The sequence below is a fragment of the Streptomyces sp. NPDC000878 genome (assembly GCF_053599695.1).
Map to the genome: position 1 here is coordinate 82,121 of NZ_JBSFMT010000034.1, position 23,330 is coordinate 105,450.

The window sequence follows — 23,330 nt, forward strand, 5'->3', positions numbered from 1 at the left end:
GTCGGCACCGCACCCCCGACGAAGAGCATGGACGACATGAAGAATCTTCCCGTACGCATGGCTCGTTGGAGCGCCGTCCACCCCTGGCGGGGCATCGTCGGCTGGTTCGTGTTCGTCGTCCTGTGCCTCGGTATCGGCATCTCCGTCGGCACCAACGCGGCGACCACCGAGGACTTCCGCATCGGAGAGGCGGGACGCGGCGAGACGATCGCCGCGGAGGGCGGGTTACAGCAGCGCCCCGTCGAACACGTCCTGATCACCGCGAAGCCGGGCACCGGAAAGCTCGACATCGCCGCGGCCGACTCGGCCGCCGCCGACGTCGCCGCCCGGATGCGCAAGCTGCCCGAGGTGCTCTCCGTCACCGACCCGGTACGCGCCGCGGACAACACGGCGGTGCGGGTCACCGTCACCATGAAGGGCCCGGAACTGGAGGGCAAGGAGCACGTCGACCCGCTGCTAGAGCAGAGCGCGGCCGTACAGAAGGCCAACCCCGGGCTGCGCGTCGAGGAGACCGGATCGCCTTCCATCAGCAAGGGCGTCGACAAGCTGCGCGGTGACGATCTCGCGCGCACCGAGATGATCGCCCTGCCGGTCACCCTCATCACCCTGCTGCTGGTCTTCAGCTCCGTGGCGATGGCCCTCGTACCGCTGCTGCTCGCCCTGTCCTCGATCGCCGCGGCCGTCGGCCTGACCATGGTGGCCTCGCACGTCTTCCCCGACAACGGCATCAGCACCAACATCATCCTGCTCATCGGCCTCGCGGTCGGCGTCGACTACACGCTCTTCTACCTCAAGCGCGAACGTGAGGAACGGGCCCGCGCCGGCGGCAAACTGAGCCCGCAGGCCGTTGTCGAACTCGCCGCCGCGACGTCCGGCCGGGCCGTTGTCGTCTCCGGCCTCGCGGTCGCCGTCTCCAGCGCCACCCTCTACCTCGCCGACGATGTCATCTTCTCGTCCATCGCCACCGGCGCGATCCTGGTCACCCTCGTCGCCGTCATCAGCTCCCTGACCGTGCTGCCCGCTCTCCTCGCCAAACTGGGCATGCGCGCCGAGCGCCGTGCCGAGCGCCGGGCGGCCCGCGGGCTCGCGCCGAAGAAGCAGAAGACGCACAACACCGGCCCCGGCCGCCTGACCGCGGCGGTGCTGCGCCCCGTCGCCAAACACCCCGTCGCCACGCTCACCGTCACCGTTGTCGCGCTGCTCGCCCTCGCCGCCCCGGTCCTCGGCATCAAGCTCACCGACATGGGCCGCGAGACACACTCCCGCTCCATCGAAGCCATGCAGGTCTACGACCGGCTGAACGAGGCCTACCCGGAACTGAAGTCCATGCACCAGGTCGTCGTCCGCGCCGACGCCGACCGTTCGCCCGAGGTGACCGCCGCCCTGCGCGAACTCGCCGCCGACGTCAAGGACGACCCGCGCCTGAGCGGCACCTCCCAGCTGACCACGTCGCCCGACAAGCGGATCAGCATGCTCCAGCTACAGGTCCCGCACTACGTCAGCAGCGACGAGGCCCAGTCGTCGCTGGGGGACATCCGCGACACGTACCTCCCGCAGACCGTCGGCCAGGTGAAGGGTGCCGAGTCCGCGGTGACCGGTGACGTCGCCCGCTACACCGACTACCCGGCCCACCAGGAACAGAAGCTGCCCCTCATCATCGGGGCGCTGCTCCTGGTCACCTTCGCCATGACCGTCTGGGCGTTCCGCTCCGTGGTCCTCGGCCTGGTCGGCATCATCCTCAACCTCCTCTCCGCCGCCGCCTCGCTCGGCATCCTCGTCATGGTCTTCCAGCACACCTGGGCCGAAGGCCTGGTCGACTTCACCTCCACCGGGTCGATCGGCACCCGTGTCCCGCTGTTCCTCTTCGTGATCCTGTTCGGCCTGTCGATGGACTACCAGGTCTTCGTGATCAGCCGGATCCGGGAGGCCGCCCTGCGCGGAGTCCCCACCCGCAAGGCCGTGATCGAGGGCATCGGCAGCTCGGCGGGCGTGGTGACCAGTGCGGCCGCGGTCATGGTCACGGTCTTCGCCAGCTTCGCGGCCCTGCACCTGATCGAGATGAAGCAGATCGGCTTCAGCCTCGCGGTCGCCGTCCTCCTGGACGCCTTCGTCATCCGTATGCTCGTTCTGCCGGCCATGATGCTCCTGCTCGGCGAGGCCAACTGGTGGCCCTCCCGTGGAGTGCGCCGTGCCCGCCGCACCACCGAACAGGCCTCCCGCCCCCTGGAATCGGTAGGCTGACCGACTCGACCGCCGGGCCCTCAACTCCCTTACGAACGAGGTGAATCAGCGTGAGTCAGTGGCAGCAGCAGCCGGGTGACCGGCTCACCCCGGACCGTATCCGTCGCTGGAACTCGGCAGGCTGGATCCTGTTCGGGCTGCTGCCCCCGGCCCTCGCCGTGTTCGACGCGTCGCCGACCCGGAGGTACTGGCTGCTCGGCCTGCTCGCCCTGATCGCGCTGTGTCACACCGTCGTTCTCACCCGGCCGGACAACCCCGTCCTGCGTCCCCGTACCTACCTCGCCGTCCTCGTCCTCGTCCTGGGCGCGACGGCCTACCTCCTGGACGGCGGGGCCGCCTTCTACATGGTGTCCCTGCCGCAGTTCTGGCTCTTCGCCCGCGCCCCGCGGGACGCGATCACGCTCAGCGGGGCCGCCGCGGCCCTCACCGTGTCCGGCGGCATGCTCGGCCAGGGCTGGAGCTCTCAATTCCTCACGGGGAACGTGGTGCTCACCGTCGTCGCCTACGCCGCAGGCGTGGGTCTGGGGCTGTGGGTGCACCGCTTCGTCGGTCAGAGCAACGAGCGGCAGGACCAACTGACCGCAGAACTGACCGTGACCCAGGAGGAGTTGGCGACCGTGTATCAGCAGCAGGGCGCGGCCGAAGAGCGCGAACGGCTCGCCCGGGAGATCCACGACACCCTCGCCCAGGGATTCGCCTCCATCGTGGTGCTCGCGGAGGCCGCCCGCGCCGCCGCCGTCACCGACCCCGTGCGCTGCGTCGAGCAGCTCACCTCCATCGAGCAGACCGCGCGCGAGAACCTGGCCGAGGCCCGGGTGCTCGTCGGCTCCGCCCCCGAGAGCGGCGTCGCACCCGGCTCGCTGGCCACCACCCTGCGCAGAACCCTGGACCGCTTCGTCCAGGACACCGGCCTCACCGTCACCGCCGAACTGCCCGACATGGACCTGGACCAGCGCACCCGCGTCGCCCTGCTGCGCTGCACCCAGGAGTCCCTCGCCAACGTGCGCAAACACTCGGGCGCCTCCACCGTCGGCGTCGTCCTCACCGAACTCGCGGGCGGAGTCGAGCTGGAGATCACCGACGACGGCTGCGGCTTCGTCGTCGAGGATTCCCAGGGTTTCGGCCTCGACGGCATGCGCCGACGGCTGGCCGAGCTCGACGGTGAACTCGCCGTCACCAGCTCCCTCGGGGACGGCACCCGTGTCCTCGCCAGCCTTCCCACGCAGAGTCAGGACTGACCATGACCGACACCGCAAACGGCCGGATCCGCGTGGTCGTGGTCGACGACCACGCCGTGATGCGCGCCGGAGTCATCGCCCTGCTGGCCAACGAGCCCACGATAGAGATCGTCGGCGAAGCGAGCGACGGCCGCGAGGGCGTCGACCTCGTCGAGCGGCTCGCTCCCGACGTGGCCCTCCTCGACCTGCGCATGCCGGTGCTCGACGGCGTGGCCGCCACCACCGAGATCGTCGCCCTGCCGATGGCCACCCGGGTGCTGATCCTCACCACGTACGACACGGACGTCGAGATCGAACGAGCCGTGGAGGCCGGCGCCGTCGGCTACCTCCTCAAGGACACCACCCGCGAGCAACTCGCCGACGCCATCCGCTCGGCCGCGCGCGGTGAGACGGTCCTCGCGCCCAAGGTCGCGGAGCGTCTCGTGGCCCGGATGCGCCGCCCCGAGCCGGTCGTGCTCACCGCCCGCGAGCGGGATGTGCTGGACGCGGTCGCCGACGGCCTGTCCAACGCCGAGATCGGCCGTCGCCTGGTCATCGGCGAAGCCACGGTGAAGACTCACCTTCTGCGGGTCTTCGCGAAACTCGACGTCAGCGACCGCACCCGCGCCGTCGTCGTCGCCCTGGAACAGGGGCTGCTCGCCCGCCCCTGAACCCGGGGTGCCCCACCGCCCCTGAGGCGCCGTTGCCCTCCGCCGGCCCGATCCGCCGGACAAGCGCTTGCTGCACAGCCGCCTGCCGCGCCGTAATCCTTACGTGACCCACATCCTGCTCGCTTATGCTCCGCACGGGGACGGGGCTGTGCGAGAGGGGATTCACACATGACGTATCGACATCCAGGCTCGCACGAGGCGGCCGAGGACGCCTGGCAGCCAAACGAACTGCTGGCCAGGAGTGGCAACATCCCCGCACCCCGGCTGGGCCGGCTCGTTCTGCTCGCGGCGCTGTTGTGCTACTTCAGCATCACCTTGCTCAACATCGTGAGCTCACACTCCTCGGCCGTCCCTCTGACCGCGGCGGTCGTGTGTCTCCTCGGGATCCTCGGACTGCAATTACTGCACTCCAGACCCGGTGCGCACCTCGCGTCCACCAGCTGCAAGATCCTCACTCTGAGCGCCCAGGCACTTCTGACCTACCTTCCCCTCCTCGTCTTCAAGGAACAGTGGGGCTCGATGGCGGGTTTCCTCGCGGGCTCCTTACTGCTGCTCCTGCCCCCACGCCAGGGCTGGCTCCTGTACGGGGTGGTGGGCGCCTCGATGCTCGCCCCGCCCCTGCTTCGAGGCCTGCCTGTGGTTGAAACGTTCTACTACGTCCAGTCCACCCTGCTGACCGGCCTCGTGATCTTCGGCCTCACCCGACTCGCCGACCTGATCCGCGTCCTGCACGAGACCCGCGGTGAACTCACCCGCGTCGCGGTCACCCAGGAACGCCTCCGCTTCGCACGAGACCTGCACGACCTGCTCGGTTACAGCCTCTCGGCGATCACGCTCAAGGGCGAGCTCATCCACCGCCTGCTGCCCGCGCATCCTGCCCGGGCCAAGGCCGAGGTCGAGGACGTGCTCACCATGTCCCGCCAGTCGCTGGCCGACGTGCGCAGTGTGGCCAGCGGTTACCGTGACATGTCCTTCAAGGACGAGATCGGCTCGGCCCAGTCCGTGCTCAGCGCCGCCGACGTGCGCGTCACCGCGCGCGTGCGGATCGGGCAGCTGGAGCGGGAGCTGGACACCGTGTTCGCGACGGTGCTCCGCGAGGCCGTCACCAACGTACTGCGCCACAGCCGCGCGACGTACTGCGAGATCGCCGCGGAGGGAGCCGCCGGCCAGGTACGGCTGACCATCGTCAACGACGGTGTGGTGAAGGGCTATCGGGACACGTCCCCGCACAGCGGAAGCGGCCTCGGCAACCTGCAGACGCGACTGAGCGCGGTCGACGGCAGCCTGGGCGTGGAGCAGAGCGACGGAACGTTCCGGGTGGTGGCCCAGGCCCCCGAACAGCGAAATCCGGACAGCACCGCCGACGCGGACCGGTACCGCGCGGACGACAGCAAGTCGGCAGCCTGACCTTGAACTGCCCACCTGGGTATGCCAGTTGATACCCTGGCAGTCGTATGCCGCTGTGCCAACGGGGGGTGAGCGCTGCGATGATTCGGATATTGCTCGCAGAAGACATGAACATGGTCCGGGGAGCGCTGGTGGCGCTTTTGAACATGGAGAGGGATCTCGAAGTCGTCAGTGAACTGGAGCGTGGGGACGAGATCCTCGACGCGGCCCTCGAGGTCAGACCCGACATCGCGGTGATCGACATCGACCTGCCGGGCCTGGACGGCCTGAGCGCCGCCGTCCAGCTTCATGAACGTCTGCCCAGCTGCAAGACGCTCATACTCACCAGCCTCGGTCGCCCCGGCACCCTGCGCCGGGCGCTCAACGCGAAGGTGCACGGTTATCTCCTCAAGGACGAGTCGCCGGCCGAACTGGCCCACGCCATCAGGCGGGTCGTCGCGGGGCATCTGGTCATCGACTCCAAGCTGGCCCTCGCCTCGTGGAGCGGTGCGCAAAGCCCGCTGACCGAGCGCGAGACGGAGGTGCTGCGCCTCGTCGCGGAGGGCTCGGAGGCCAAGGAGATCGCCTCCGCTCTGCACCTGTCCGCCGGGACCGTGCGCAACTACCTCACGACGGTGGTCGCCAAGCTGAACGCCCGCAACAGGGTCGACGCGATCCGCATCGCCCGGGACGCCGGCTGGCTGGTCTGATCGAGGGGACCGGGGAGGAGTCCCCGAAGGAGAAGGACCCGGGCGGTACAGGAGGCCGGTGGTTCAGACGTCGTCGTACGCGTCGTCGTCCACGGGCGACGCCATTCCTGCCGCTGCCAGATAGCGGATGATGCCCTCGGTCATCTGCAGCGGCAGCGGCAGCGCGGCCTTCGCCTTGTCCGGAGTGACCGGCCAGGCCAGCATCGCCATGACGAGCGCGGCCTCGGGCCGGTGCAGCACGACCCGGTGCGGACTGTCCTCGGCCTCCAGCGAGAGCCCGGAGTCGAGCACGGTCAGAACCATCCCGCGGGGCAGCCGCAGGGCCCGCCGGTCCGGCAGCAGAACCAGGGTGAAGAGTGCGTCCTGTGCCACCGGGAACACCGACAGCAGCGGGCCCCTGAGGTCGCCGACGCCGAGCGTGTGCACCACCAGATGGGACAGCTTGTCCAGCACCGGGATCAGCACCGCGTTCAGGTCGACGTGTTGATCAGCGGCGTTGGCGAGGACCACGGGCCCCAGCTCCATCCGTCGCAGAGCCTCCCGGACCTCGGGCCCGGGCCGCTCCAGACAGTCCGTGCCCCAACGGCTCCTGATCACCACCTGGTCGCGCCCTTCGTCGTGTTCGACGGTCACGTCTTCGGACAGCGACCAGAGGCGGATCGTGACGACGTCAGCAGGAGTGTGTGACATGGCCTGGCCTCCTTTCGAGGGGACCTGACGTCGGTCAGAACGCGGTCAGGGTACGGACCCGGGCATCGAGGAGCGGCTCACCGGCCAGTACCCAACGGTGCAGCTCCTGAAGCCGCCGCGACGGCTCGATCCCCAGCTCCCGCACGGACTCCGCACGCAGCCTCCGGAACGCCTCCAGCGCCTGTGAGGAACGCCCACTGCGATGGAGCGCGACGATGAACTGAGCGTGCAGATGCTCCTGAAGCGGATGCAGGGTGGTGAGCGCCGTCAACTCGCTCACCAGATGCACATGGCGACCGAGCCGCAGGTCGGCGTCGATACGCGACTGGACAGCGGCGAGCCGTACCTCGTCCAGTCGCAGCGCCTCGGCCCGCAGGACCCCCGACATCCGTACGTCGCTCAGGGCCTGCCCACGCCACAGGGCGAGCCCCTCGGACAGCAGTTGGACACCCTGCTCGTCCTCACCACGGTTGACGGCCTGCTCGCCCTGTCGTACGAGACTCTCGAACTCCCGGGCGTCCACCCGCACTTCGGGCATGTCGAGCCGGTAGCCGCTGTGCCCGCGACTGAGTACCTCCTTGGGATCGACACCCGGAGTGAGCCGGGAGACAGCGGTGGCGATCCGCTGCCGCAGTTGCTTCACATACGTCTGCACGGCGGCCGACGGGCCGGCCGGAGGGCACCCCTCCCACAGCTCCTCGGCGATGACGGCCATGCTGATCTCGCGTCCGCAGCCGACCGCGAGCAGCGCGAGCAGCCTGCGCTGCTTGGCCGCGCTGGGGACGATGGACGCACCGCCCACCGAGGCCGTGAACGATCCGAGCAGCCCAATATCCAGATAAGCCATGCCAGTTCCCTTCTCTCCGGATGGCGCGAGCCTGGCACGCAGCGTCGGGAGGACAACAGTGAGGGCGCCACGAGAAGGGGGTGAAGGCTGAAAGCCCACGGGTATGAAATCTTCATACGGCGCAGGTGGCGGCGATTGCGGCGGTTCCTCCTGGCTGAACCGCCGGCACCGTCAGCGGTGACGGCCACCCGGATGATCGCCGACCCGTATCTGGTGGGAACGCGCCTGCGTCCGCGACGCGCCGAGTGGCCAGACTGCGGTTGCGAGCTCAAGCTCACCCAGAAGGTGCCGGTTGCTCGGCCGGGCGCGGTCCAGGGACTGATCACGAACACGGACTGGTCCTGGCGGAGGCCGAGTTCACCACCGATGAGGATCTCCGGAACCTCCACTGCGGCTCGGTTGTTCCACCAGACTTGCTCTTGTTTCCCAACGGAGAAGGGACGGCAGGCATGGCGAGCAGCGCACTTCTGGTGATGGACGTCCAACGGGACATCGTGGCCGTCGCCGACGACGGTTCCGGATATCTGTCGCGCCTGCGCAGGGCGATCGACGGTGCCCGGGCTGCCGGCATCCCCGTGATCTACGTGGTGATCGGGTTACGGCCGGGCGATCCGGAAGTCAGCCCTCGCAACAGGGTGATGACCAACGCCGTGCGGGCCGGCCTGTTCACCGAGGGTGCCGCTGGTACCGAGATCCATGACGACGTCGCGCCCCAGCAGGGCGACGTCGTGGTTACCAAGAGGCGGGGGAGCGCGTTCTCGGGCAGCGACCTCGACTTGATACTCAGGGCTCGCGATATCGACAGCCTTGTTCTCACCGGCATCGCCACCAGCGCTGTGGTGCTGTCCACCCTGTGGCACGCCATCGACCTGGACTTCGGTCTCACCGTCCTGGCGGATGGCTGCCTCGACACCGACCCCGAGGTGCACACGATGCTCACCGAGAAGCTGTTCCCGCAGTGGGCCGATGTCGTCGCCGTCGAGGACTGGCTCAAAGCCATCGCACCGCAGTAGCGGGAGGCCGTCCGGACCCTTGAGTGCGGGGCAGGACGGCATCGCCTCCCGCCGGCCGGGTGAGGTCGGCCAGCGGCGTTCTGTGCTGCTGTTCGGGCCTGGGTGAGGGCCAGGCGGTAGGAGTCGGTGCCGGTCTGTGCCTTCACCGTCCGGAAGCCCACCCCCGTACTCGCGCTGCACGGCCCGGTTCGCCATCCCAGCCCGGGCGTCGCGTCGGATCGCCGCGTACGGATCGACCTTGGACTTCGGTGGCACCGGCGCCCCGTCACCACGCAGAGCATTCCAAGCGTCCCCACGCAGACACCCAAGTGCTGCCAGAGCCGCGACCCGTGGCGGAACCGTCGTCATGGTCGGCCTCCTGCCGACCGGGCCGATCGTCACCCACACCTTCCCCGTCGGCGACGCGCTGGAAGCCTTCGCAGTCGCCTCCGACGCCTCGATCTCGGGCAAAGTGTTCCTCGCCTGGGCGCGCGGATGCTCGGACGCCGCGTAGGTGCTGAACTGTTCGACGCCGCCTTGTTCGAACCGGTGCTGATTCTGTGCTGACCCGGGTCTCGCAGATATTCGTTTCCGCAGGTGAGAGCGTTGTAGTGAACGTTGCGCTTCAACGTCTGAGTTCTCCGTGACGTGCTGCCGGCGCTGACGCCTCTAGACTCCGTCGGGTGGCAACGGCGGTGGAAGGGTACGAGTTCGGGCTGCTGGGGCCGCTGAGTGGCCGTCATGGCGGGCGCGAGCTGGAGCTGGGCAGTCCGCTGCAGCGTGCGGTCCTGGTTCGGCTGCTGCTGGGAGAGGGACGTCGGTGCGGCCTCGACCACCTCATCGCCGCGCTGTGGGAAGAGCCGCCGGGCAACGCGGTGCGCTCCGTGCAGACGTACGTCTACCGCATCCGCCTCTCGTTGGGCGGGGAACGTTCCCGGCTGGAGACCACACAGGGCGGATACCAGCTCGACATCCCTGAGCAGGCCGTCGACGCCCTCCGGTTCGAGCGACTCGTCCGGGAGGGCGAGGAACTGCGGGCCGCTCGGCGGACCGGCCCCGCCCTGCGCGCGTTCGACGCCGCGCTGGCGCTGTGGTCGGGGGAGCCGCTGTCCGGCGTACCCGGGCCCTACGCCCAGCGGCACCGCCGACGGTTCGTCGATCTGCGGCTGAACGCCCAGGTGGCGCGGCTGGAGTGTGCCGACGAGCTGGGTGAGCACGCCCGCGTGGCGACGGAACTGATCTCGCTGATCGCCGACCATCCGCTGCGGGAGGACCTGTACGCACTGCGCATGCGTGCGCTGTACCAGGCCGGGCGGGCGGCGGAGGCCCTGGCGGTCTACGCCGCGGCCCGCGAGACCATGGTGGCCGAGCTGGGCATGGATCCGGGGCCGGAGCTGCGTGAGTTGCAGGTACGGATCCTCAGCGGGGTCGGGTCCGGGGCCGAGCCCCTTGAGCCGCGTCCCGGGGGACATCGCGCCGGTGCCACGCCGTCGATCGGTGGCACGGTCTCGACTCCTGCTACGACGTCGACCGGTGCCACGAACCCCGCCGGTCAGGGGCAGCGCGTCGAGTCGGGTGCCGGTGACGGAGTCGACCGGTCCGCTGCGGCGCAGGCCGAGGAGGTCTCGGGCGGTGTCCGTCCGCAGCAACTTCCTCCGGCGCCGGGCGACTTCGTCGGGCGGGAGCGGCTGCGGGAGCGGCTCGGGCTCGCGTTGCAGCCCAGCGGGGAAGCGGTCGCGCTCACGGTGCTCAGCGGCATCGGCGGCGTGGGGAAGACCGCGCTCGCGCTGCGCGTCGCCCACGGTCTCCGCGGCGACTATCCGGACGGGCAGCTCTACGTGGACCTGCGGGGCGACGGCGACCAACCCGCCGACCCCGCCGACGTGCTGGTCGACTTCCTCCTCGCGCTCGGCATGCCCGCCGCCCAGATCCCCGCGACGCCCACCGCCCGCGCCGGGGCCTGTCGCAGTCTGACCGCCGACCGCCGGATCCTGGTGCTCCTGGACAACGCCTCCGACACCGCCCAGGTGACCCCGCTGCTCCCGGGCACACCCGGCAACGCCGCGCTGATCACGACCCGGCACCGGTCGCTCGTACCGCCGGGCGCGACGCGTTTCGAGGTACCGGTGCCCGATCAGGAGGAGGCGGTGGCCATGCTGGGCCGGTTCACCGGTGATGCCCAGATCGCCGCCGACCCGGAACTCGCGCTCGAACTGGTCAGCGCGTGTGGGCAGTTGCCGTTGGCGCTGCGGATCATCGGCGCCCGTGCGGCGGCCCGTCCCGGACGCGGGCTCGGCGCGCAGTTGTCGCGCCTGCGGGCCGAGGAGAGCCGGCTCGACGAGCTGCGGGCCGGCGGCATGTCCGTGGAGGCCACCTTCCAGGTCGGATACCGGGCCCTCGCCCCCGATCGGGCCCGGGCGATGCGCCTGTGCGCGCTGCTCGACGCCGCCGACTTCCCGGTCGCGGTCGCGGCGGTGCTGCTCGACCGGCCCGCGCAGGAGACCGAGGAGCAGCTTGAGCATCTGGTGGAGGCCGGGCTGCTCGAACCGCATTCGGCCGACCGCTACCGCTTCCACGATCTCGTACGGGCGTTCGCCGCCCGGCGTGCCGATCGCGAGGATCCCGTCGCGGACCGCGAGGCGGCGCTGGTGCGGCTGACGATGTTCCTCCATGCCACCCTGCTCCAGGCCATGAGCGCGACCGAGCGGGCCGGTTCGCTCAGCCACCATCTCTTCTCCGTGCCCCTGACCGGACTGCGGTTCGCCGACGCCGAGGCGGCGCGTACCTGGCTGCTGGCCGAGCACACGCTGCTGGTCTCGGTGTTCTCCCGGGTGCTGCGCGACATCCCGGCCGCCGTGCGGATCGTCGTCGCCGCGCTGTCGGTGATCGCGTCCAGCGGACTCTTCGCCGGGCCCGCACATCAGCGGGAACTGGAACGCATCACGGACCAGGCGGTCACGGCGGCCGAGCTGGGCGACGACCCGACGCTGGAGGCGCAGCCCCGGCACATACGGGCCTGGCTCGCCTTCATCCGCGGTGATCTGACCGCGGCGGAGACCGATCTGCGCGAGGCGATCCGGCGTGCGCGCGACGGCCACGACCAGATGACGTTCTTCATGTCCAGCCGGCTGCTGTCGGTCGTACTGGCGGACCAGGGGCGGACCGCGGAGGCCGTCGAGTACTTCGCCGAGTCGGAGACCGTCGCCGGCGCGGAGGACGATCCGAACAGCCCGGCCTACTTCCTCCAGGAGGTGGCCCGCCTGTTCACCGCCCTCAGCTCGGACCGGGCCGAGGTGAACATCTCCGCGGCACAGCATGTGTACGAGGTGAGCGATCGCCTGCGGGAGGCAGCGGCGACGCGCTGAGCAGCGCTTTCACCCGTCGTCGACCGTACGTTGATCCGTGTTCGGCACGGTGGTCCGAGAACGGACCGCAGCATCTCCTCGAACAGGTGACCAACAGGTGACAGACATGATCAAGATCGGTCTGGGAGCTCCCCAGTACGGATTGTTCACCGACCCCTCCACGATCAGCGGGTTCGCCGCCACGGTCGAAGCGATCGGCTTCGACAGCCTGTGGGTGGGCGACCGGGTCCTGGTGCCGACGCGGCCCCGTGACCCGTATCCAGGCGGTGGCCCCGTACCGGAGGAGTACCGCACCTTCCTGGACCCCGTCGTCACCCTGTCCTTCCTGGCGCACGCCACCCGACGGCTGCGCCTGGGGACCAGCACGCTCAACGCGCCCTTCTACTCCCCACTGCTGCTGGCCCGTTCGCTGGCGTCCGTCGACATCCTCAGCGAGGGGCGGCTCGACATCGGATTCGGGCTCGGCTGGTCGTCCGACGAGTACGAGGCCATCGGCGTGCCGTGGCGGCGGCGCGGGGCACGGCTGGACGAGATCCTGGACGTCCTGGACCACGTCTGGTCCGGTTCGTCGGCGGAGTACGAGGGGGCTCTGTGGACGATCCCGAGTGCGCACATCGAGACGCTCCCCGTGCAGCGCCCCCGCCCGCCGGTGCTCCTGGGCGGTTTCGCTCCGGCCACGCTGGAACGTATCGGCCGGCGCGCGGACGGCTGGGCGGGAGTCGGGCTGCCGGTGCCGCAACTGGCGTACGTCATCAGCCAGATACGGCAGATCGCGGAGGCCCACGGCCGTGACCCCGACACCCTGCGCACCGTCGTCCGGGTGAACCCCGTGGTGACGGCCGAGGACGCACCGAGCGACGCCGTCCCGCACCGGGGAACGGTCGTACAGGTCTCGGACTACCTGCTCGCCGCCCATGCGGCCGGGGCCGACGAGGTCCTCATCGACCTGCAGCAGACCGCGCGGACCGCGGAAGAGCTGACGGACCTGGCACACCGTTTTCACGAGCAGCTGAGCAAGGGTTAGGAGCACCGTGTCCGAGGTAGTCAGCTCGAAGCCGGATGTCCACGACATGGTGGTGGTGCATCGAACCTTCCGTCGCTCGTGCGCGGAACTGCCGGATCTGGTACGCGGATTGCGGCCCGGCGACACCGAGCGGGCCGCGCTGGTCGTCGACGCGGTGCGGTTCATGCTCATGGGCCTGGAAGCCCACCACATCAGCGAGGACGAGTTCCTCTGGCCCCGGCTCACGGCACGGACGGTCGGCCCGGCCGAGGCGATCGCGCGCATGGAGGAACAGCACCACCGCCTCGAAGAGCTGGTGGTGCAGGTGACGGGCGCGCTGGACGGGCTGGCCGCCGATCCCCGCCGGCCCCTCTGCGAGCAGGTGGCGGCGCGACTCGACGAACTGGGCTCGGTGTTGACCGCGCACATGGACGAGGAGGAGAACACCGTCCTGCCGTTGGCCGCCGAACACCTGAGCGTCGCCGAGTGGGAGGAACTCGGCGAGATCAGCCTGGCGAAGCTGGACAGGAAGCATCTGCTGCGCGCCTTCAGCGCGTTGATGGCAGTGGCGACTCCCGAGGAGCAGCGAACGTTCCTCACCAAGGCACCACTGCCCGCCCGCCTCCTGTGGCGCGTGTCCGGCCGCCGCTCGCACGCCCGTCGGGAGGCTCGCCTGTACGGGGTGTGACCGGCCCGGCGCTGCCCGCGCCACGCGCCCTACCGCTTCAACGCCGTGTCGACGCGGGCGAGTTCGGCGAGCAGGGCAGGGGCGGCCGGGGCGAGCGGAGCTTCGGCGGGAGCTTCGGCCGGCTCCGTCGGCGTCGGAGTTGGCGGCGGCGTCGTCGGCAGGATGTGGTCCTCCCACCAGGACAGGCCCATGACGGTGGCGAGGAGGACGAAGGGGAGCGCTGCCGGAACGATGAGTACGTACATGCGTGACACCTGCGGTGGGGTGCGTGCGACGCGGCGGGCAGCAGATGGACGGTGCCCGCATGGGGCGCATCGAGTCCGTGCCGGGACGGCATGGCGACGGCGGGTGCGAGAGCGGCCCGCCGGCGCGGGGAGTGTTCCGGCACTGATGCGCGAGGTGCGCCCTCGAAGGGGCGCGAGAGGTGATCGACGCTGCCGGGGACTCGGGCCGTACCGTGCATGCTAGTCCTCGCCGAACCCCCTGGACAGGCGGCAAGTGGCCATCCCGTCCCGGGGAACACCCAGGTAGCGGCCGCTGTCCGCGAACCTCAGGGGAGGACTAGTCTGTCCGCACAGGCCCCGGCCCCCGGCAGTGCTGTCTTTTCCGCTCCCGGGAGGCCCGTCGTGTTCGTCCCGCTTCTCGTCGTCACCCCGATCCTGTGCGGTTTCGGGTTCCGCCCTCCCCTCCGGTGGCCTGCCACGGCCGTGGTGAGGTACGGGCCATGCGCCAGGTGACCACGCCCCGTCAGGAACGGCGGCTGCTGACGGCCGTAGCCGCCTCGGCGGAGGAAGCGGCCCCGTCGGCCGAGCTCGTCGAACTGCGCGCCAGGAACGAGCAGTTGGAGCGGGCGCTGGCGAGCCGTGCGGTGATCGACCAGGCGCGCGGCATGCTCATGGTCCTGGCGCCGTGTTCCAGCGACAGGGCCTGGGACCTGCTGGTGGACGTTTCGCAGCGCTGCAACATCAAGCTCCGTGACGTGGCCGTCGCTCTGGTCGCCACGACGGACGGCCAGAGGCTGCCTGAGCCGATGCAGCGGGAGCTGCGCCGGGGGCTGCGGCGCCTTCGTCAGGCGGGCCGGCGGTGACGGCACGTGTCCGGTGGCCGGCACCGGGGCCGTGGCCCGTCTCTCCGGGCGCTGTTTGAGAGCGGGCCGCCCGGGGACTCGGCCGAGGTGCTTCGGACCGGAGGCACGCCCGTGGGAGCGGCTGTCGCCGCTCCCTTGGTGCGCAGCGGTCCGCCGGCTCCCACGGTGGGTGACGCCACCGACGAGGGAGAAACATGTCGATGCCGGACGTACGGACGCAGGGTTCACGACGCGCGCACCGCTACGACGGCACACCCGACACCGCTGCGGTGTTCCGCCGTATCGCGGCTCTGCCGGACGGCCCCGAGAGGTCCGTGCTGCGGCAGGAGATGGCGTGTGCCTGGATGCCGATGGCCGTGCGGCTCGCCCGGCGCTTCCGCCATCGCGGCGAGACGTTCGAGGACCTCAGGCAGGTCGCCCAGCTGGGCCTGGTCAAGGCGGTGTCCCGCTTCGACCCCGGCCGTGGCACCGCCTTCCCGAGCTTCGCCATCCCGACGATCCTCGGCGAGATGAAGCGGCACTTCCGCGACGACCTCCGGGGGGCGCCGGAGAGCTTAGCCGCCCTGCCCGTGGACGCCCTGCCGGTGGACGTCCCGCCCGTGGACGTCTTACCCGCGGGCGTTCTGCCTGCGGACGTCGGTCCCGGCCACCGCGCGGACAGCGACCCGCCGACCGACCCGCTGGGCGACCTACTGGGCGGCACGGACCCCGGCGCCGACCGGACCGCCGTCGATCGTGAGGCGCTCCGGCCGCTGCTGCGGGCCCTGCCCGAAGGCGACCGGCAGATCCTGTACATGCGGTTCTTCTGCGAGATGACGCAGGCCCGCATCGGCCTGCAGCTCGGGGTCTCGCAGATGCACGTCTCCCGACTGATCACCCGCATCCGTGCCCGCCTGCGCGACCAGGTGACGGCCGACACCCGCGCTCCGAGGAGGCGATCATGACGACATCCCGGATACCCGGACGGCACCGGGCCGCCCGCCCCGGCACCCGTCGCCCCGCGGAGAAGCAGACCCTGACCGCCGCCGGACAGGCGGGCTTCGCCGCGCGAGGCGTGGTGTACGTCCTGATCGGTGCGCTGGCCGTCCGGATCGCCCTCGGCAGCGGCGGCGGCGAGTCGGCGGACCGCCAGGGCGCGCTGGCCCAGATCGCGGCACAGCCCTTCGGGAAGGCGATGCTGTGGGCACTGGTCGTCGGCTTCGGCTGCATGGCGTTGTGGCGGGGTTCCCGCGCGGTCCTCGGCAGGGGGCCTCGACGCAAGGCGGCCTCACGCGCGCTCGACGGTGGCCGGGCCATCTTCTACGCCGTCGTCTGCTGGGCCACAGCGACGTACGCGGCCGGCGGCGGCCAGGGTTCCAGTGGCAACGCGCAGTCGCGGGACTGGACGGCATCGGCGCTCGAACTGCCCTACGGCCGGGTGCTGGTGGGTGCCGCGGGCTGCGTCCTGATCGGCATCGGCGGGGTACTCGCCGTCCGGGCGGTTCTGCGGCGCTTCCTGCGGCAGCTGGACACCGGCGCCATGAGCCGGCGTACGAAGCAGGTCGTCACCGCCCTGGGGGTCGGCGGTGGTGTGGCACGTGGTGCGGTGTTCGCCGCGGCCGGGATCTTCGTTCTGGCGGCAGCCGTCCGCTTCGACCCGCGCGAGGCCAAAGGCGTGGACGCCACACTCCGCAGCTTCACGCAGACACCGGTGGGGCCATGGCTCCTGGTCGCCGTCGCGATCGGGCTGATCCTCTTCGGTGTCTTCTCGTTCGCCTCGGCACGCTGGCGCCGCATGTAGAGCGGCCCGGCCTGCCGGGGCCGTCGGGTCAGGCCGCCAGTCCGGGGAGGGGTTCGGAGTTGTCGATGAAGGCGCGGGCCAGATCGGACAGCCGGCGGTTGTGCGCACGGGCGTAGGTGCGCAGGGCGGTGAAGGCCTCCTCCATGTCGATGCCCTGGCGTTCGGCGAGTTTCCCCTTGGCCTGTTCGATCAGCACGCGGCTGTTCAGCGCGTTCTGCAACTGTTCGTTGAGGACGGTGCTGCGCTGGGTGGAGCGCTGCTGGAGCAGGCTGATGGTGGCGACGTCGGCCAGGGCCTGGGCGACCAGTGTGCCGACCGGGTCGAAGGGGCCGGGGGCGGCGTGGAAGAGGTTCAGGGCACCGACGGTCTCGTCCCGCAGGCGCATGGGCAGCGCCTGGACGGCTCCGAAGCCGCTGCGGTGGGCCGCCGCGACGAAGCGGGGCCAGCGGTCGATCTCCCGGGGCAGATCGGTGATCGCCACGGGTGCGCCGGTGCGGAAGCACTCGAGGCACGGGCCCTCGTCGTTCTGGAGCTGGAACAGCTCCAGCAGGCGTACCCGTTCGTCGGAGGCGGCCATGACGCGCAGTTCGCCGTCGCGGTCGGCGAGCAGCACGCCTGCGGCGCTCGCGTCGAGCATGCCCACGCAGCGGTCGGTGAGCAGGCGCAGGAAGTCGATGAGGTCGAAGTCGGCGACCAGGTTGTCTGCCAGCTCAACGAAGGTCTTGGCCAGGAGCTGTTGATTCATCGTGACACCCTCGATTGAGACTAGTCCCGCCGGGAGCGGGCGGGAAGCACAGCACGTTCATCGGCCGGCACCGGTGCGTCAGGTTTCGTCGTCGGTCCGTTGGGGTTCAGTGTCCGGTGGGAGGCGGAGCCGGCGGGCCACCACGTCGGCGGCCACGTCGGCGAGCCGCCTTCCCTGGGCGTAGGCGTGGGCGCGGAGCCGGACGAAGGCTTCGTCGATACCGACGCCGAGCTGGACGGTGAGCATGCCGGTGGCCTGGTCGATCTCCGCCCGGTATCCGCCGAGATCCTCGGAGCCTCGGCCTCTCAGCGCTCTGTCGACCGGTGCGCGCGTCTCCTCGATCCGCGCGTCGAGCAGGAGCAGCGTCGCGAGATCGGCGAACGCCTGTGCGTCGGCCAGCTCCCCCGCGTCCAGCATGGTCGGGACGTCGGCGTACAGGTCCAGGACTCCCGGGCTGATCGCTCCCATCTGCAGGGGGAGTGCGAAGACCGCGCGTGCCCCGGTTTCCAGGGCCGCGTCGGCGAACACGGTCCAGCGGTCGTGAGCCTCGCCGGTCAGCAGATCGGGCACCAGGACGGCGGAGCCGTGGGTGAAGGCGTCCACGCACGGTCCCTCGCCCAGGGTGAGCTGGAGTTCCTCCAGTCGCTCGCTGATGCCGTCGGTGCTGCACAGCGGATGGCTCGCCGCGGTCCGGGACATCGCCGACACCCCGGCCCCGCGGACCGGCAGCGCGGACACCGCCGCCGCGCACACGTCCACCACACCGACCCGGGCACCACGCAGCGCCGCCTGGCCGGCGACCAGCACCTGGATCCTGGCCGACCGACTCCCGGGCATCACCTGGGCCACCGGCTCCAGGCATCGTGCGCGAGACCCACCGGCCTCGCCGCGCTTCGTTGCCCGTCGCGGTCCCGCGGTCCGCCGCCGTGGTGCCCGTACAGCCGCCTCTGCTCCGGCCGGGCCGTCATCGCACCTCGCCCGGGAAACCGGAGGCGAGGGGAACAGACAGGGGCGGCGGGGTTTGGGTGGCCGGGGCGGGGACACCTCCGAGAAGAGGCGGCAACTGCCCGAACGGAATGTCGAGGAGCAGGAACCCGGAGCCGGTGAGTTCGAGTATGAGGGCCAGCATTGGAGGCGGGTTGTGCAGTCGCAGGGCTCCGCCGGCCTCCGTGGTCTGCTGCGAGGCGTACAGGAAGGCGTTGAGGCCACTGCAGTCGCAGAAGGTGACGGGACTGAGGTCGATGTCGATGGTGCGTATGCCGTCGCGCAGGCACTCCGCCAGTGCCGTGCGCACCAGTGGCGCCGATTCCAGGTCGATCTCACCGGCCAGGGTGACCAATGCTCGTTTCCTTCGGTCATGACGGTAGAGGGTGAGCTGCGGAATGGGCATGACGCCTCGGTTCACAGGACTGTCCGGCAGCGCACGCGGTGACACGGGAATTCCCGGCCCTCTGGGCGCACTCTCGGCAGGGACATACGTTCGAAGAAGGCGGAGGAATGCCGGTCCGGCAGTCTGTACGAGCGGACAGTGGACCCGTCCAGTTCCCTCCAGAGATGCGCCGAGTGGCGGACAGAAGATCCGCTCCCCCCAGCCATCTGTATTGAGCAACCGCTAGCCGCCGGGGTCTGGGACGTCCTTCACGCAGCATAGCCGTCCGCCCGCCCCGGTGGACGGCCGGAAGCCGCCGAATCCCGGGTGTGAGCAGTGCTGTCGAACACGTGGCTGGTTCTGACTGTTCCGAGGGCAACTCGGCCCCGCTGATGGGAAATCCACACGGCGAGGACGGCGACGACGACGAGTCCGGCGAGCACGAGGCTCGTCGGGCTGAGGATCACCTGGGTCGTCCGGCCCGTGGATCGGCCGTCAGCCGTCCTGGCCCTGCGGTCCGATGAACTGCATGTCCAAGTGGATCTTGACCACGTCGCTGAGGAGCCCGGTCCCGAAGTCCAGGCCGAAGTCGCTGCGCCGGATCTCACCCGTCGCCTCGAAGCCGGCGTGCTCCCTCTGGTCCAGCGGGGAGACGGCCACCCCGCCCAGGTCCACGGCGAAGGAGACCGGGCGGGTCACGTCCCCGATGGCCAGGTCGCCCTCCATCGTCCAGTCCTCGCCCGCCCCGGACACACGCGTCGAGCGGAACGTCATCGTCGGCCGCTTCTCCACGTCGAGCAGATCGGCCGAGCGGGTGTGCGCGTCCCGGTCGGGGTTGCCGGTGTCGACGGAGGCCAGGGCGATCTCGGCGCTCACCCGTACGTCGGCGGCCGTCTCACCGACGTACAGCGCGGCCTCCAGCCCGGTGAACCGGCCGCGCACCTTGGTGATCCCGAGATGGCGGATGGTGAAGTTGGCGGCCGAGTGGAGGCGGTCGAGTTCCCAGTCGCCGGGGGAGAGGGGCAGCTCGGAGACGGAGGAGGCGCCGGAAGTGGCGACCGAAGTGGCAGTCACGTCGGTGGAGTTGTCGTTGCTCATGGCCTCAGCGTGCGGGCCCCGCGCCGGGCGAGGGAGGCCGGGCGAAGGCTGGTAGTCGCGGGGCCATCCTCCGCGACGGCACCCGTTGTACGTTCGACGGGTGAGCGACAACGAGTTGGGCACCTTCCTGCGCACCCGCCGCGAAGCCGTCACCCCCGCCGAGGTGGGGCTGCCCCCGGGCTCCCGTCGTCGTACACCCGGGCTGCGCCGGGCCGAGCTGGCCACCCTCGCCGGTATCAGCGTCGAGTACCTCACCCGGCTCGAACAGGGCCGCGACCGCAACCCGTCGCTCCAGGTCCTCGCCGCGATCGGCGAGGTGCTGCGGCTGCCGATGCCGGACCGTCTCCTGCTGCACCGCCTGGCCAGGGAACACGGAGAGGGCCAGTCGGTGTGCCTGACGGTCACCGCACCGCTCGTGCGCACGGTCCGCCCCACACTCCGGGCACTCCTCGACAGCCTGGAGCCCGCACCGGCCGTCCTGCTCAACCGGTTGGGCGACATCGTGGCGTACACCGAGGGCTACGAGCGGTACGCCCGCCCGCTGGGCCTGCTCGACGGAGACCCGCCCAACGTCCTGCGGTACCTGTTCACCGACGACCGGGCCCGCGCGGTGTACCCCGGTTGGGACAGGCTGGCCGACGAACAGGTCGCCCAGCTGCGCGACGAGACCTCGCTGAACGACCCCCATGTGGCCGCCCTGGCCGAGGAACTGGCGGCGGCGGGGGCGCCGTTCAGGAACCGGCTCGCCGCCGTCCCGGTCACGCCCGCCCGGTTCGGGACCGACCTGGTGAACCACCCGGAGGCGGGACGACTGCGTCTGTCGTACGAGACGCTCGCGCTCCGGGACGAGGGGCAGCGTGTGGTGGTGCACATCCCGGCCGACGAGGCCACGGCGACCGCCCTCGACCGCCTCAACGGCCGCAGGCCCGGAGCGCTGCGGGTGGTGAGCGGCTGATCGCCGGCGGCCTCCACCGGCCGGCGGCTCGCCGACCAGGGACTCTATTCGGCCCTGTGAAGGCTTACGCCACCCTGCGGAAGCCGCTCTCCCTCTAGGCTGCTGCCCGAGCTGCCGATCAGGTTGGCGCAGTGAGCGAACAGCGGTCTACGGGAGGGCTGACCTCATGAGCAGGGTCTGGTTCATCACCGGTGCGAGCAGTGGCTTCGGGCGGGCCGTCGCCGAGGCGGCGGTCGCCGCGGGCGATGTGGTCGTCGGCGCCGCTCGGCGTACGGGCGCCTTGGACGCCTTCGTGGCCGCCCACCCCAAACAGGTCCAGGCACTGCGCCTGGACGTCACCGACCTGGCCGCGATCCGGACCGCCGTGGAGGACACGGTCGCCTGGCACGGGCGGATCGATGTCCTCGTCAACAACGCGGGGCGGACGCACGTCGGTGCCTTCGAGGAGACCACCGACGCCGAACTGCGTGCCCTGTTCGACCTGCATGTGTTCGGGCCCGCCGCGCTCGTACGGGCCGTGCTGCCGCACATGCGGCAACGGGGCTCGGGCACGATCGTGCAGATGAGCAGCGTGGGCGGGCAGTTGTCCACGCCGGGCTTCGGGGCGTACAGCGGAACGAAGTTCGCGCTGGAGGGCATGTCCGAGGCGCTCGCGGCGGAGGTCCGGGGGTTCGGGATCAAGGTGCTGATCGTCGAACCGGGGGCCTTCAGGACCGAGTTGTTCGACCGCGGCCGGGCGGGCACCAGCCGGGACCTCGGCGCGTACACCGGTACGGTCGGCGCGACCCGCCGCATGGTCGCCGAGAACGACGGCACCCAGCCCGGCGACCCGGCGAAGGCGGCGGCCCTGATCCTCGCCGCCGTCGACGCCGAACACCCCCCGCTGCGCCTGCCCCTCGGCGACGACGCGGTCACCGCCGTGCTCGATCATCTGGAAGGCGTACGGGGTGATGTCGCCGGTTGGGAGAAGCGGACCCGGGCGACGGCGTTCGACGAGGCCTGAGGTTGGACGAAGCGCATCTGCAGATGTGCGGGTATGCGGATGTCAGGCGGGCGCCAGGCCTGTCTTGAGTCCCGCTCCGCACAACGGCACCACCGCCGTTCGCGCCCCGAGCGCCCCCTCCCGTACCGCCGCCCAGCAGGCCACGCCGGTCGACTCCACGTACAGGCCCTGTGACGCCAAGTCCCTTTGCGCGTGCCGGATCTGATCCTCCGTCACCGTCAGGAACGTGCCGCCTGAATTGCGTACCGCGCGCAGGATCTGGCGGGCGCGGGGCGGGTTGGGGATCGCGATGCCCTCCGCGAGCGTGGGGGACGGTGGGGGAGGGGCGGTGCCGGTCAGGTCGGTGGCACCCTCGGCCCAGGCGTGCGCCAGCGGGGCGACCGCCGCGGCCTGGACGGCGTACAGGGCGGGGCGCCGGTCGATGAGGCCGGCTCCGTGCAGCTCGGCGACGGCGAGGGCAGCGCCCAGCAGCAGGGTGCCGTTGCCGACCGGGACGACGATCACCTCGGGGAGCCGGCCGCCCATGTCCTCCCACAGCTCGTGGACGTACGTCTTCGTGCCGTGCAGGAAGTACGGGTTGTAGACGTGGGAGGCGTAGAAGGTGCCCGGGGCGTCGGCTGCCGTGCGGGCCGCTGTTGCGGCGGCGTCCCGGTTCCCGTCGACGACCTGGACCCGGGCCCCGTGTGCCTCGATCTGCTCCAGCTTCTTCGCGGAGGTGCCCTCGGGGACGTACACCGTGCAGGGCAGGCGGGCGCGGGCGCAGTAGGCGGCGATCGCCGTGCCCGCGTTGCCGCTGCTGTCGGCGACGACCTGCTGGGGGTTCAGCCGGAGGGCGAGTTCGGCGAGGAGTACCGCGCCGCGGTCCTTGAAGGAGAGGGTCGGCATCAGGAAGTCGAGCTTCGCCGAGATGCCGTCGCGGAGTTCGACGAGGGGGGTGCGGCCCTCTCCGAGGGTGGTCGTGGGGGTGGGGAGCGGGAGGGTTTCCGCGTAGCGCCAGAGGGAGTTGACTCTGCCGGTGAGGGATTTGAGGGGTGCGGGGGTTGGTGCGAAGTCGAGGTCCAGGGGGCCTTGGCAGAGGGGGCAGCGCCAGGTGAGGGAGCCCGCGGGGACGCGGGTGCCGTCCACGGGGCAGTAACAGTCCGGCAGTGGGGTCATGCACGCAGAGTAGTTGCGTGCGCGCCCGGTTTGTTCTCGCCCCCGCCGCCCCTACCCGTCCCATCCTCGGGGGGCTGCGCCCCCCGAACCCCCGCTACGGCCCTGAACGGGCCTTGTCCTCAAACGCCGGACGGGCTGGAGATACTGGCCGACGCTGAAAGATCAAGCCCCGACCGCAACCCTCCAGCCCCGGCCGGCACCATCCAGCCCGTCCGGCGATTGAGGACGAGCGCGTTCAGCGCGACCTTCCCACCCACCCCGCCGCACCTTCACCCCAGATCCCAGGCACCCCCAGCCCGTCCGGCGTTTGACCTGATCGCCCTCGGCC

23 protein-coding genes are annotated in these 23,330 nt (G+C 70.7%); 15 read left to right on the forward strand and 8 right to left on the reverse strand.

What is annotated here, in order from left to right; genetic code table 11:
• Positions 1 to 36 precede the first annotated feature (36 nt).
• The 5 genes from ACWDR4_RS27530 (at position 37) to ACWDR4_RS27550 (ending at position 6,225) form a co-directional block, all read left to right on the forward strand.
• Complete coding sequence (locus ACWDR4_RS27530; RefSeq protein WP_450412637.1) at positions 37 to 2,241, forward strand: MMPL family transporter; 2,205 nt, start codon at positions 37 to 39, stop codon at positions 2,239 to 2,241.
• 50 nt (positions 2,242 to 2,291) lie between these two features.
• Positions 2,292 to 3,479 (forward strand): sensor histidine kinase, encoded by a 1,188-nt coding sequence (locus ACWDR4_RS27535; RefSeq protein ID WP_450412639.1) that lies wholly within the window; start codon positions 2,292 to 2,294, stop codon positions 3,477 to 3,479.
• 2 nt (positions 3,480 to 3,481) lie between these two features.
• Positions 3,482 to 4,129: a response regulator gene (locus ACWDR4_RS27540; protein WP_450412640.1), complete on the forward strand. Its 648-nt coding sequence runs from the start codon at positions 3,482 to 3,484 to the stop codon at positions 4,127 to 4,129.
• A 168-nt stretch (positions 4,130 to 4,297) separates the two neighbouring features.
• On the forward strand, positions 4,298 to 5,536 hold the full coding sequence (locus ACWDR4_RS27545) for a sensor histidine kinase (RefSeq protein WP_450412642.1): 1,239 nt from the start codon (positions 4,298 to 4,300) through the stop codon (positions 5,534 to 5,536).
• An 80-nt stretch (positions 5,537 to 5,616) separates the two neighbouring features.
• Positions 5,617 to 6,225 carry a response regulator transcription factor gene (locus tag ACWDR4_RS27550; protein WP_450412644.1) on the forward strand — a complete coding sequence of 203 codons (609 nt, stop codon included), beginning with the start codon at positions 5,617 to 5,619 and terminating at the stop codon, positions 6,223 to 6,225.
• Between the two features lie 63 nt (positions 6,226 to 6,288).
• Here the strand turns inward: ACWDR4_RS27550 and ACWDR4_RS27555 are convergent, their stop codons facing one another.
• Together ACWDR4_RS27555 and ACWDR4_RS27560 are read right to left on the reverse strand one after the other, a co-directional pair.
• Positions 6,289 to 6,915: an NADH oxidase gene (locus ACWDR4_RS27555; protein WP_450412646.1), complete on the reverse strand. Its 627-nt coding sequence runs from the start codon at positions 6,913 to 6,915 to the stop codon at positions 6,289 to 6,291.
• Between the two features lie 34 nt (positions 6,916 to 6,949).
• Entirely contained in the window at positions 6,950 to 7,762 is an 813-nt protein-coding gene (locus tag ACWDR4_RS27560; RefSeq protein ID WP_450412647.1) for an AfsR/SARP family transcriptional regulator, read from the reverse strand.
• A gap of 449 nt (positions 7,763 to 8,211) precedes the next feature.
• Here ACWDR4_RS27560 and ACWDR4_RS27565 point away from each other — a divergent pair, with 449 nt between their 5' ends.
• The 5 genes from ACWDR4_RS27565 (at position 8,212) to ACWDR4_RS27585 (ending at position 13,810) form a co-directional block, all read left to right on the forward strand.
• Positions 8,212 to 8,775: a cysteine hydrolase family protein gene (locus ACWDR4_RS27565; RefSeq protein ID WP_450412649.1), complete on the forward strand. Its 564-nt coding sequence runs from the start codon at positions 8,212 to 8,214 to the stop codon at positions 8,773 to 8,775.
• A 346-nt stretch (positions 8,776 to 9,121) separates the two neighbouring features.
• Positions 9,122 to 9,268, forward strand: coding sequence for a hypothetical protein (locus tag ACWDR4_RS27570; RefSeq protein WP_450412651.1), 147 nt, complete (start codon positions 9,122 to 9,124; stop codon positions 9,266 to 9,268).
• A gap of 169 nt (positions 9,269 to 9,437) precedes the next feature.
• Positions 9,438 to 12,119: a BTAD domain-containing putative transcriptional regulator gene (locus tag ACWDR4_RS27575; protein WP_450412652.1), complete on the forward strand. Its 2,682-nt coding sequence runs from the start codon at positions 9,438 to 9,440 to the stop codon at positions 12,117 to 12,119.
• A gap of 106 nt (positions 12,120 to 12,225) precedes the next feature.
• Entirely contained in the window at positions 12,226 to 13,143 is a 918-nt protein-coding gene (locus ACWDR4_RS27580) for an LLM class F420-dependent oxidoreductase (RefSeq protein WP_450412654.1), read from the forward strand.
• A 7-nt stretch (positions 13,144 to 13,150) separates the two neighbouring features.
• Positions 13,151 to 13,810 (forward strand): hemerythrin domain-containing protein, encoded by a 660-nt coding sequence (locus tag ACWDR4_RS27585; RefSeq protein WP_450412656.1) that lies wholly within the window; start codon positions 13,151 to 13,153, stop codon positions 13,808 to 13,810.
• Between the two features lie 29 nt (positions 13,811 to 13,839).
• On the opposite strand, the gene ACWDR4_RS27590 is transcribed toward ACWDR4_RS27585, so the two are convergent.
• The gene (locus ACWDR4_RS27590) at positions 13,840 to 14,055 is read right to left on the reverse strand and encodes a hypothetical protein (RefSeq protein ID WP_450412657.1); all 216 of its coding nucleotides are present in this window, start codon (positions 14,053 to 14,055) and stop codon (positions 13,840 to 13,842) included.
• A gap of 479 nt (positions 14,056 to 14,534) precedes the next feature.
• On the opposite strand from ACWDR4_RS27590, the gene ACWDR4_RS27595 reads away from it, so the two are divergent.
• The 3 genes from ACWDR4_RS27595 (at position 14,535) to ACWDR4_RS27605 (ending at position 16,677) form a co-directional block, all read left to right on the forward strand.
• Entirely contained in the window at positions 14,535 to 14,897 is a 363-nt protein-coding gene (locus ACWDR4_RS27595) for an ANTAR domain-containing protein (RefSeq protein WP_450412659.1), read from the forward strand.
• A 194-nt stretch (positions 14,898 to 15,091) separates the two neighbouring features.
• Positions 15,092 to 15,841, forward strand: coding sequence for a sigma-70 family RNA polymerase sigma factor (locus ACWDR4_RS27600; protein ID WP_450412660.1), 750 nt, complete (start codon positions 15,092 to 15,094; stop codon positions 15,839 to 15,841).
• Complete coding sequence (locus ACWDR4_RS27605) at positions 15,838 to 16,677, forward strand: DUF1206 domain-containing protein (protein WP_450412662.1); 840 nt, start codon at positions 15,838 to 15,840, stop codon at positions 16,675 to 16,677. The genes ACWDR4_RS27600 and ACWDR4_RS27605 overlap by 4 nt, the downstream gene beginning before the upstream one ends.
• 28 nt (positions 16,678 to 16,705) lie before the next feature.
• Here the strand turns inward: ACWDR4_RS27605 and ACWDR4_RS27610 are convergent, their stop codons facing one another.
• The 4 genes from ACWDR4_RS27610 to ACWDR4_RS27625 all read right to left on the reverse strand — a co-directional run bounded on the left by ACWDR4_RS27610 (position 16,706) and on the right by ACWDR4_RS27625 (position 19,889).
• Complete coding sequence (locus ACWDR4_RS27610) at positions 16,706 to 17,422, reverse strand: ANTAR domain-containing protein (protein ID WP_450412664.1); 717 nt, start codon at positions 17,420 to 17,422, stop codon at positions 16,706 to 16,708.
• 78 nt (positions 17,423 to 17,500) lie between these two features.
• Positions 17,501 to 18,259: an ANTAR domain-containing protein gene (locus tag ACWDR4_RS27615; protein WP_450412666.1), complete on the reverse strand. Its 759-nt coding sequence runs from the start codon at positions 18,257 to 18,259 to the stop codon at positions 17,501 to 17,503.
• A 127-nt stretch (positions 18,260 to 18,386) separates the two neighbouring features.
• A complete protein-coding gene (locus tag ACWDR4_RS27620) occupies positions 18,387 to 18,812 on the reverse strand; it encodes an STAS domain-containing protein (RefSeq protein ID WP_450412668.1) in 426 nt (141 codons plus the stop codon).
• 474 nt (positions 18,813 to 19,286) lie between these two features.
• Complete coding sequence (locus ACWDR4_RS27625) at positions 19,287 to 19,889, reverse strand: YceI family protein (protein ID WP_450412670.1); 603 nt, start codon at positions 19,887 to 19,889, stop codon at positions 19,287 to 19,289.
• Positions 19,890 to 19,989: 100 nt separating this feature from the next.
• On the opposite strand from ACWDR4_RS27625, the gene ACWDR4_RS27630 reads away from it, so the two are divergent.
• A complete protein-coding gene (locus ACWDR4_RS27630; protein WP_450412672.1) occupies positions 19,990 to 20,844 on the forward strand; it encodes a helix-turn-helix domain-containing protein in 855 nt (284 codons plus the stop codon).
• Between the two features lie 166 nt (positions 20,845 to 21,010).
• On the forward strand, positions 21,011 to 21,847 hold the full coding sequence (locus ACWDR4_RS27635) for an oxidoreductase (RefSeq protein ID WP_450412674.1): 837 nt from the start codon (positions 21,011 to 21,013) through the stop codon (positions 21,845 to 21,847).
• Positions 21,848 to 21,889: 42 nt separating this feature from the next.
• On the opposite strand, the gene ACWDR4_RS27640 is transcribed toward ACWDR4_RS27635, so the two are convergent.
• Positions 21,890 to 23,002, reverse strand: coding sequence for a pyridoxal-phosphate dependent enzyme (locus tag ACWDR4_RS27640; RefSeq protein ID WP_450412676.1), 1,113 nt, complete (start codon positions 23,000 to 23,002; stop codon positions 21,890 to 21,892).
• Between the last annotated feature and the right edge of the window lie 328 nt (positions 23,003 to 23,330).

Excerpts from the sequence above, each read along its gene's own strand:
- ACWDR4_RS27530 (WP_450412637.1), top strand. The coding sequence starts at position 37 with ATGAAGAATCTTCCCGTACGCATGGCTCGTTGGAGCGCCGTCCACCCC.
- ACWDR4_RS27540 (WP_450412640.1), top strand. The coding sequence starts at position 3,482 with ATGACCGACACCGCAAACGGCCGGATCCGCGTGGTCGTGGTCGACGAC.
- ACWDR4_RS27545 (WP_450412642.1), top strand. The coding sequence starts at position 4,298 with ATGACGTATCGACATCCAGGCTCGCACGAGGCGGCCGAGGACGCCTGG.
- ACWDR4_RS27550 (WP_450412644.1), top strand. The coding sequence starts at position 5,617 with ATGATTCGGATATTGCTCGCAGAAGACATGAACATGGTCCGGGGAGCG.
- ACWDR4_RS27555 (WP_450412646.1), bottom strand. The coding sequence starts at position 6,915 with ATGTCACACACTCCTGCTGACGTCGTCACGATCCGCCTCTGGTCGCTG.
- ACWDR4_RS27560 (WP_450412647.1), bottom strand. The coding sequence starts at position 7,762 with ATGGCTTATCTGGATATTGGGCTGCTCGGATCGTTCACGGCCTCGGTG.
- ACWDR4_RS27565 (WP_450412649.1), top strand. The coding sequence starts at position 8,212 with ATGGCGAGCAGCGCACTTCTGGTGATGGACGTCCAACGGGACATCGTG.
- ACWDR4_RS27570 (WP_450412651.1), top strand. The coding sequence starts at position 9,122 with ATGGTCGGCCTCCTGCCGACCGGGCCGATCGTCACCCACACCTTCCCC.
- ACWDR4_RS27580 (WP_450412654.1), top strand. The coding sequence starts at position 12,226 with ATGATCAAGATCGGTCTGGGAGCTCCCCAGTACGGATTGTTCACCGAC.
- ACWDR4_RS27590 (WP_450412657.1), bottom strand. The coding sequence starts at position 14,055 with ATGTACGTACTCATCGTTCCGGCAGCGCTCCCCTTCGTCCTCCTCGCC.
- ACWDR4_RS27595 (WP_450412659.1), top strand. The coding sequence starts at position 14,535 with ATGCGCCAGGTGACCACGCCCCGTCAGGAACGGCGGCTGCTGACGGCC.
- ACWDR4_RS27600 (WP_450412660.1), top strand. The coding sequence starts at position 15,092 with ATGTCGATGCCGGACGTACGGACGCAGGGTTCACGACGCGCGCACCGC.
- ACWDR4_RS27605 (WP_450412662.1), top strand. The coding sequence starts at position 15,838 with ATGACGACATCCCGGATACCCGGACGGCACCGGGCCGCCCGCCCCGGC.
- ACWDR4_RS27610 (WP_450412664.1), bottom strand. The coding sequence starts at position 17,422 with ATGAATCAACAGCTCCTGGCCAAGACCTTCGTTGAGCTGGCAGACAAC.
- ACWDR4_RS27615 (WP_450412666.1), bottom strand. The coding sequence starts at position 18,259 with ATGCCCGGGAGTCGGTCGGCCAGGATCCAGGTGCTGGTCGCCGGCCAG.
- ACWDR4_RS27620 (WP_450412668.1), bottom strand. The coding sequence starts at position 18,812 with ATGCCCATTCCGCAGCTCACCCTCTACCGTCATGACCGAAGGAAACGA.
- ACWDR4_RS27625 (WP_450412670.1), bottom strand. The coding sequence starts at position 19,889 with ATGAGCAACGACAACTCCACCGACGTGACTGCCACTTCGGTCGCCACT.
- ACWDR4_RS27635 (WP_450412674.1), top strand. The coding sequence starts at position 21,011 with ATGAGCAGGGTCTGGTTCATCACCGGTGCGAGCAGTGGCTTCGGGCGG.
- ACWDR4_RS27640 (WP_450412676.1), bottom strand. The coding sequence starts at position 23,002 with ATGACCCCACTGCCGGACTGTTACTGCCCCGTGGACGGCACCCGCGTC.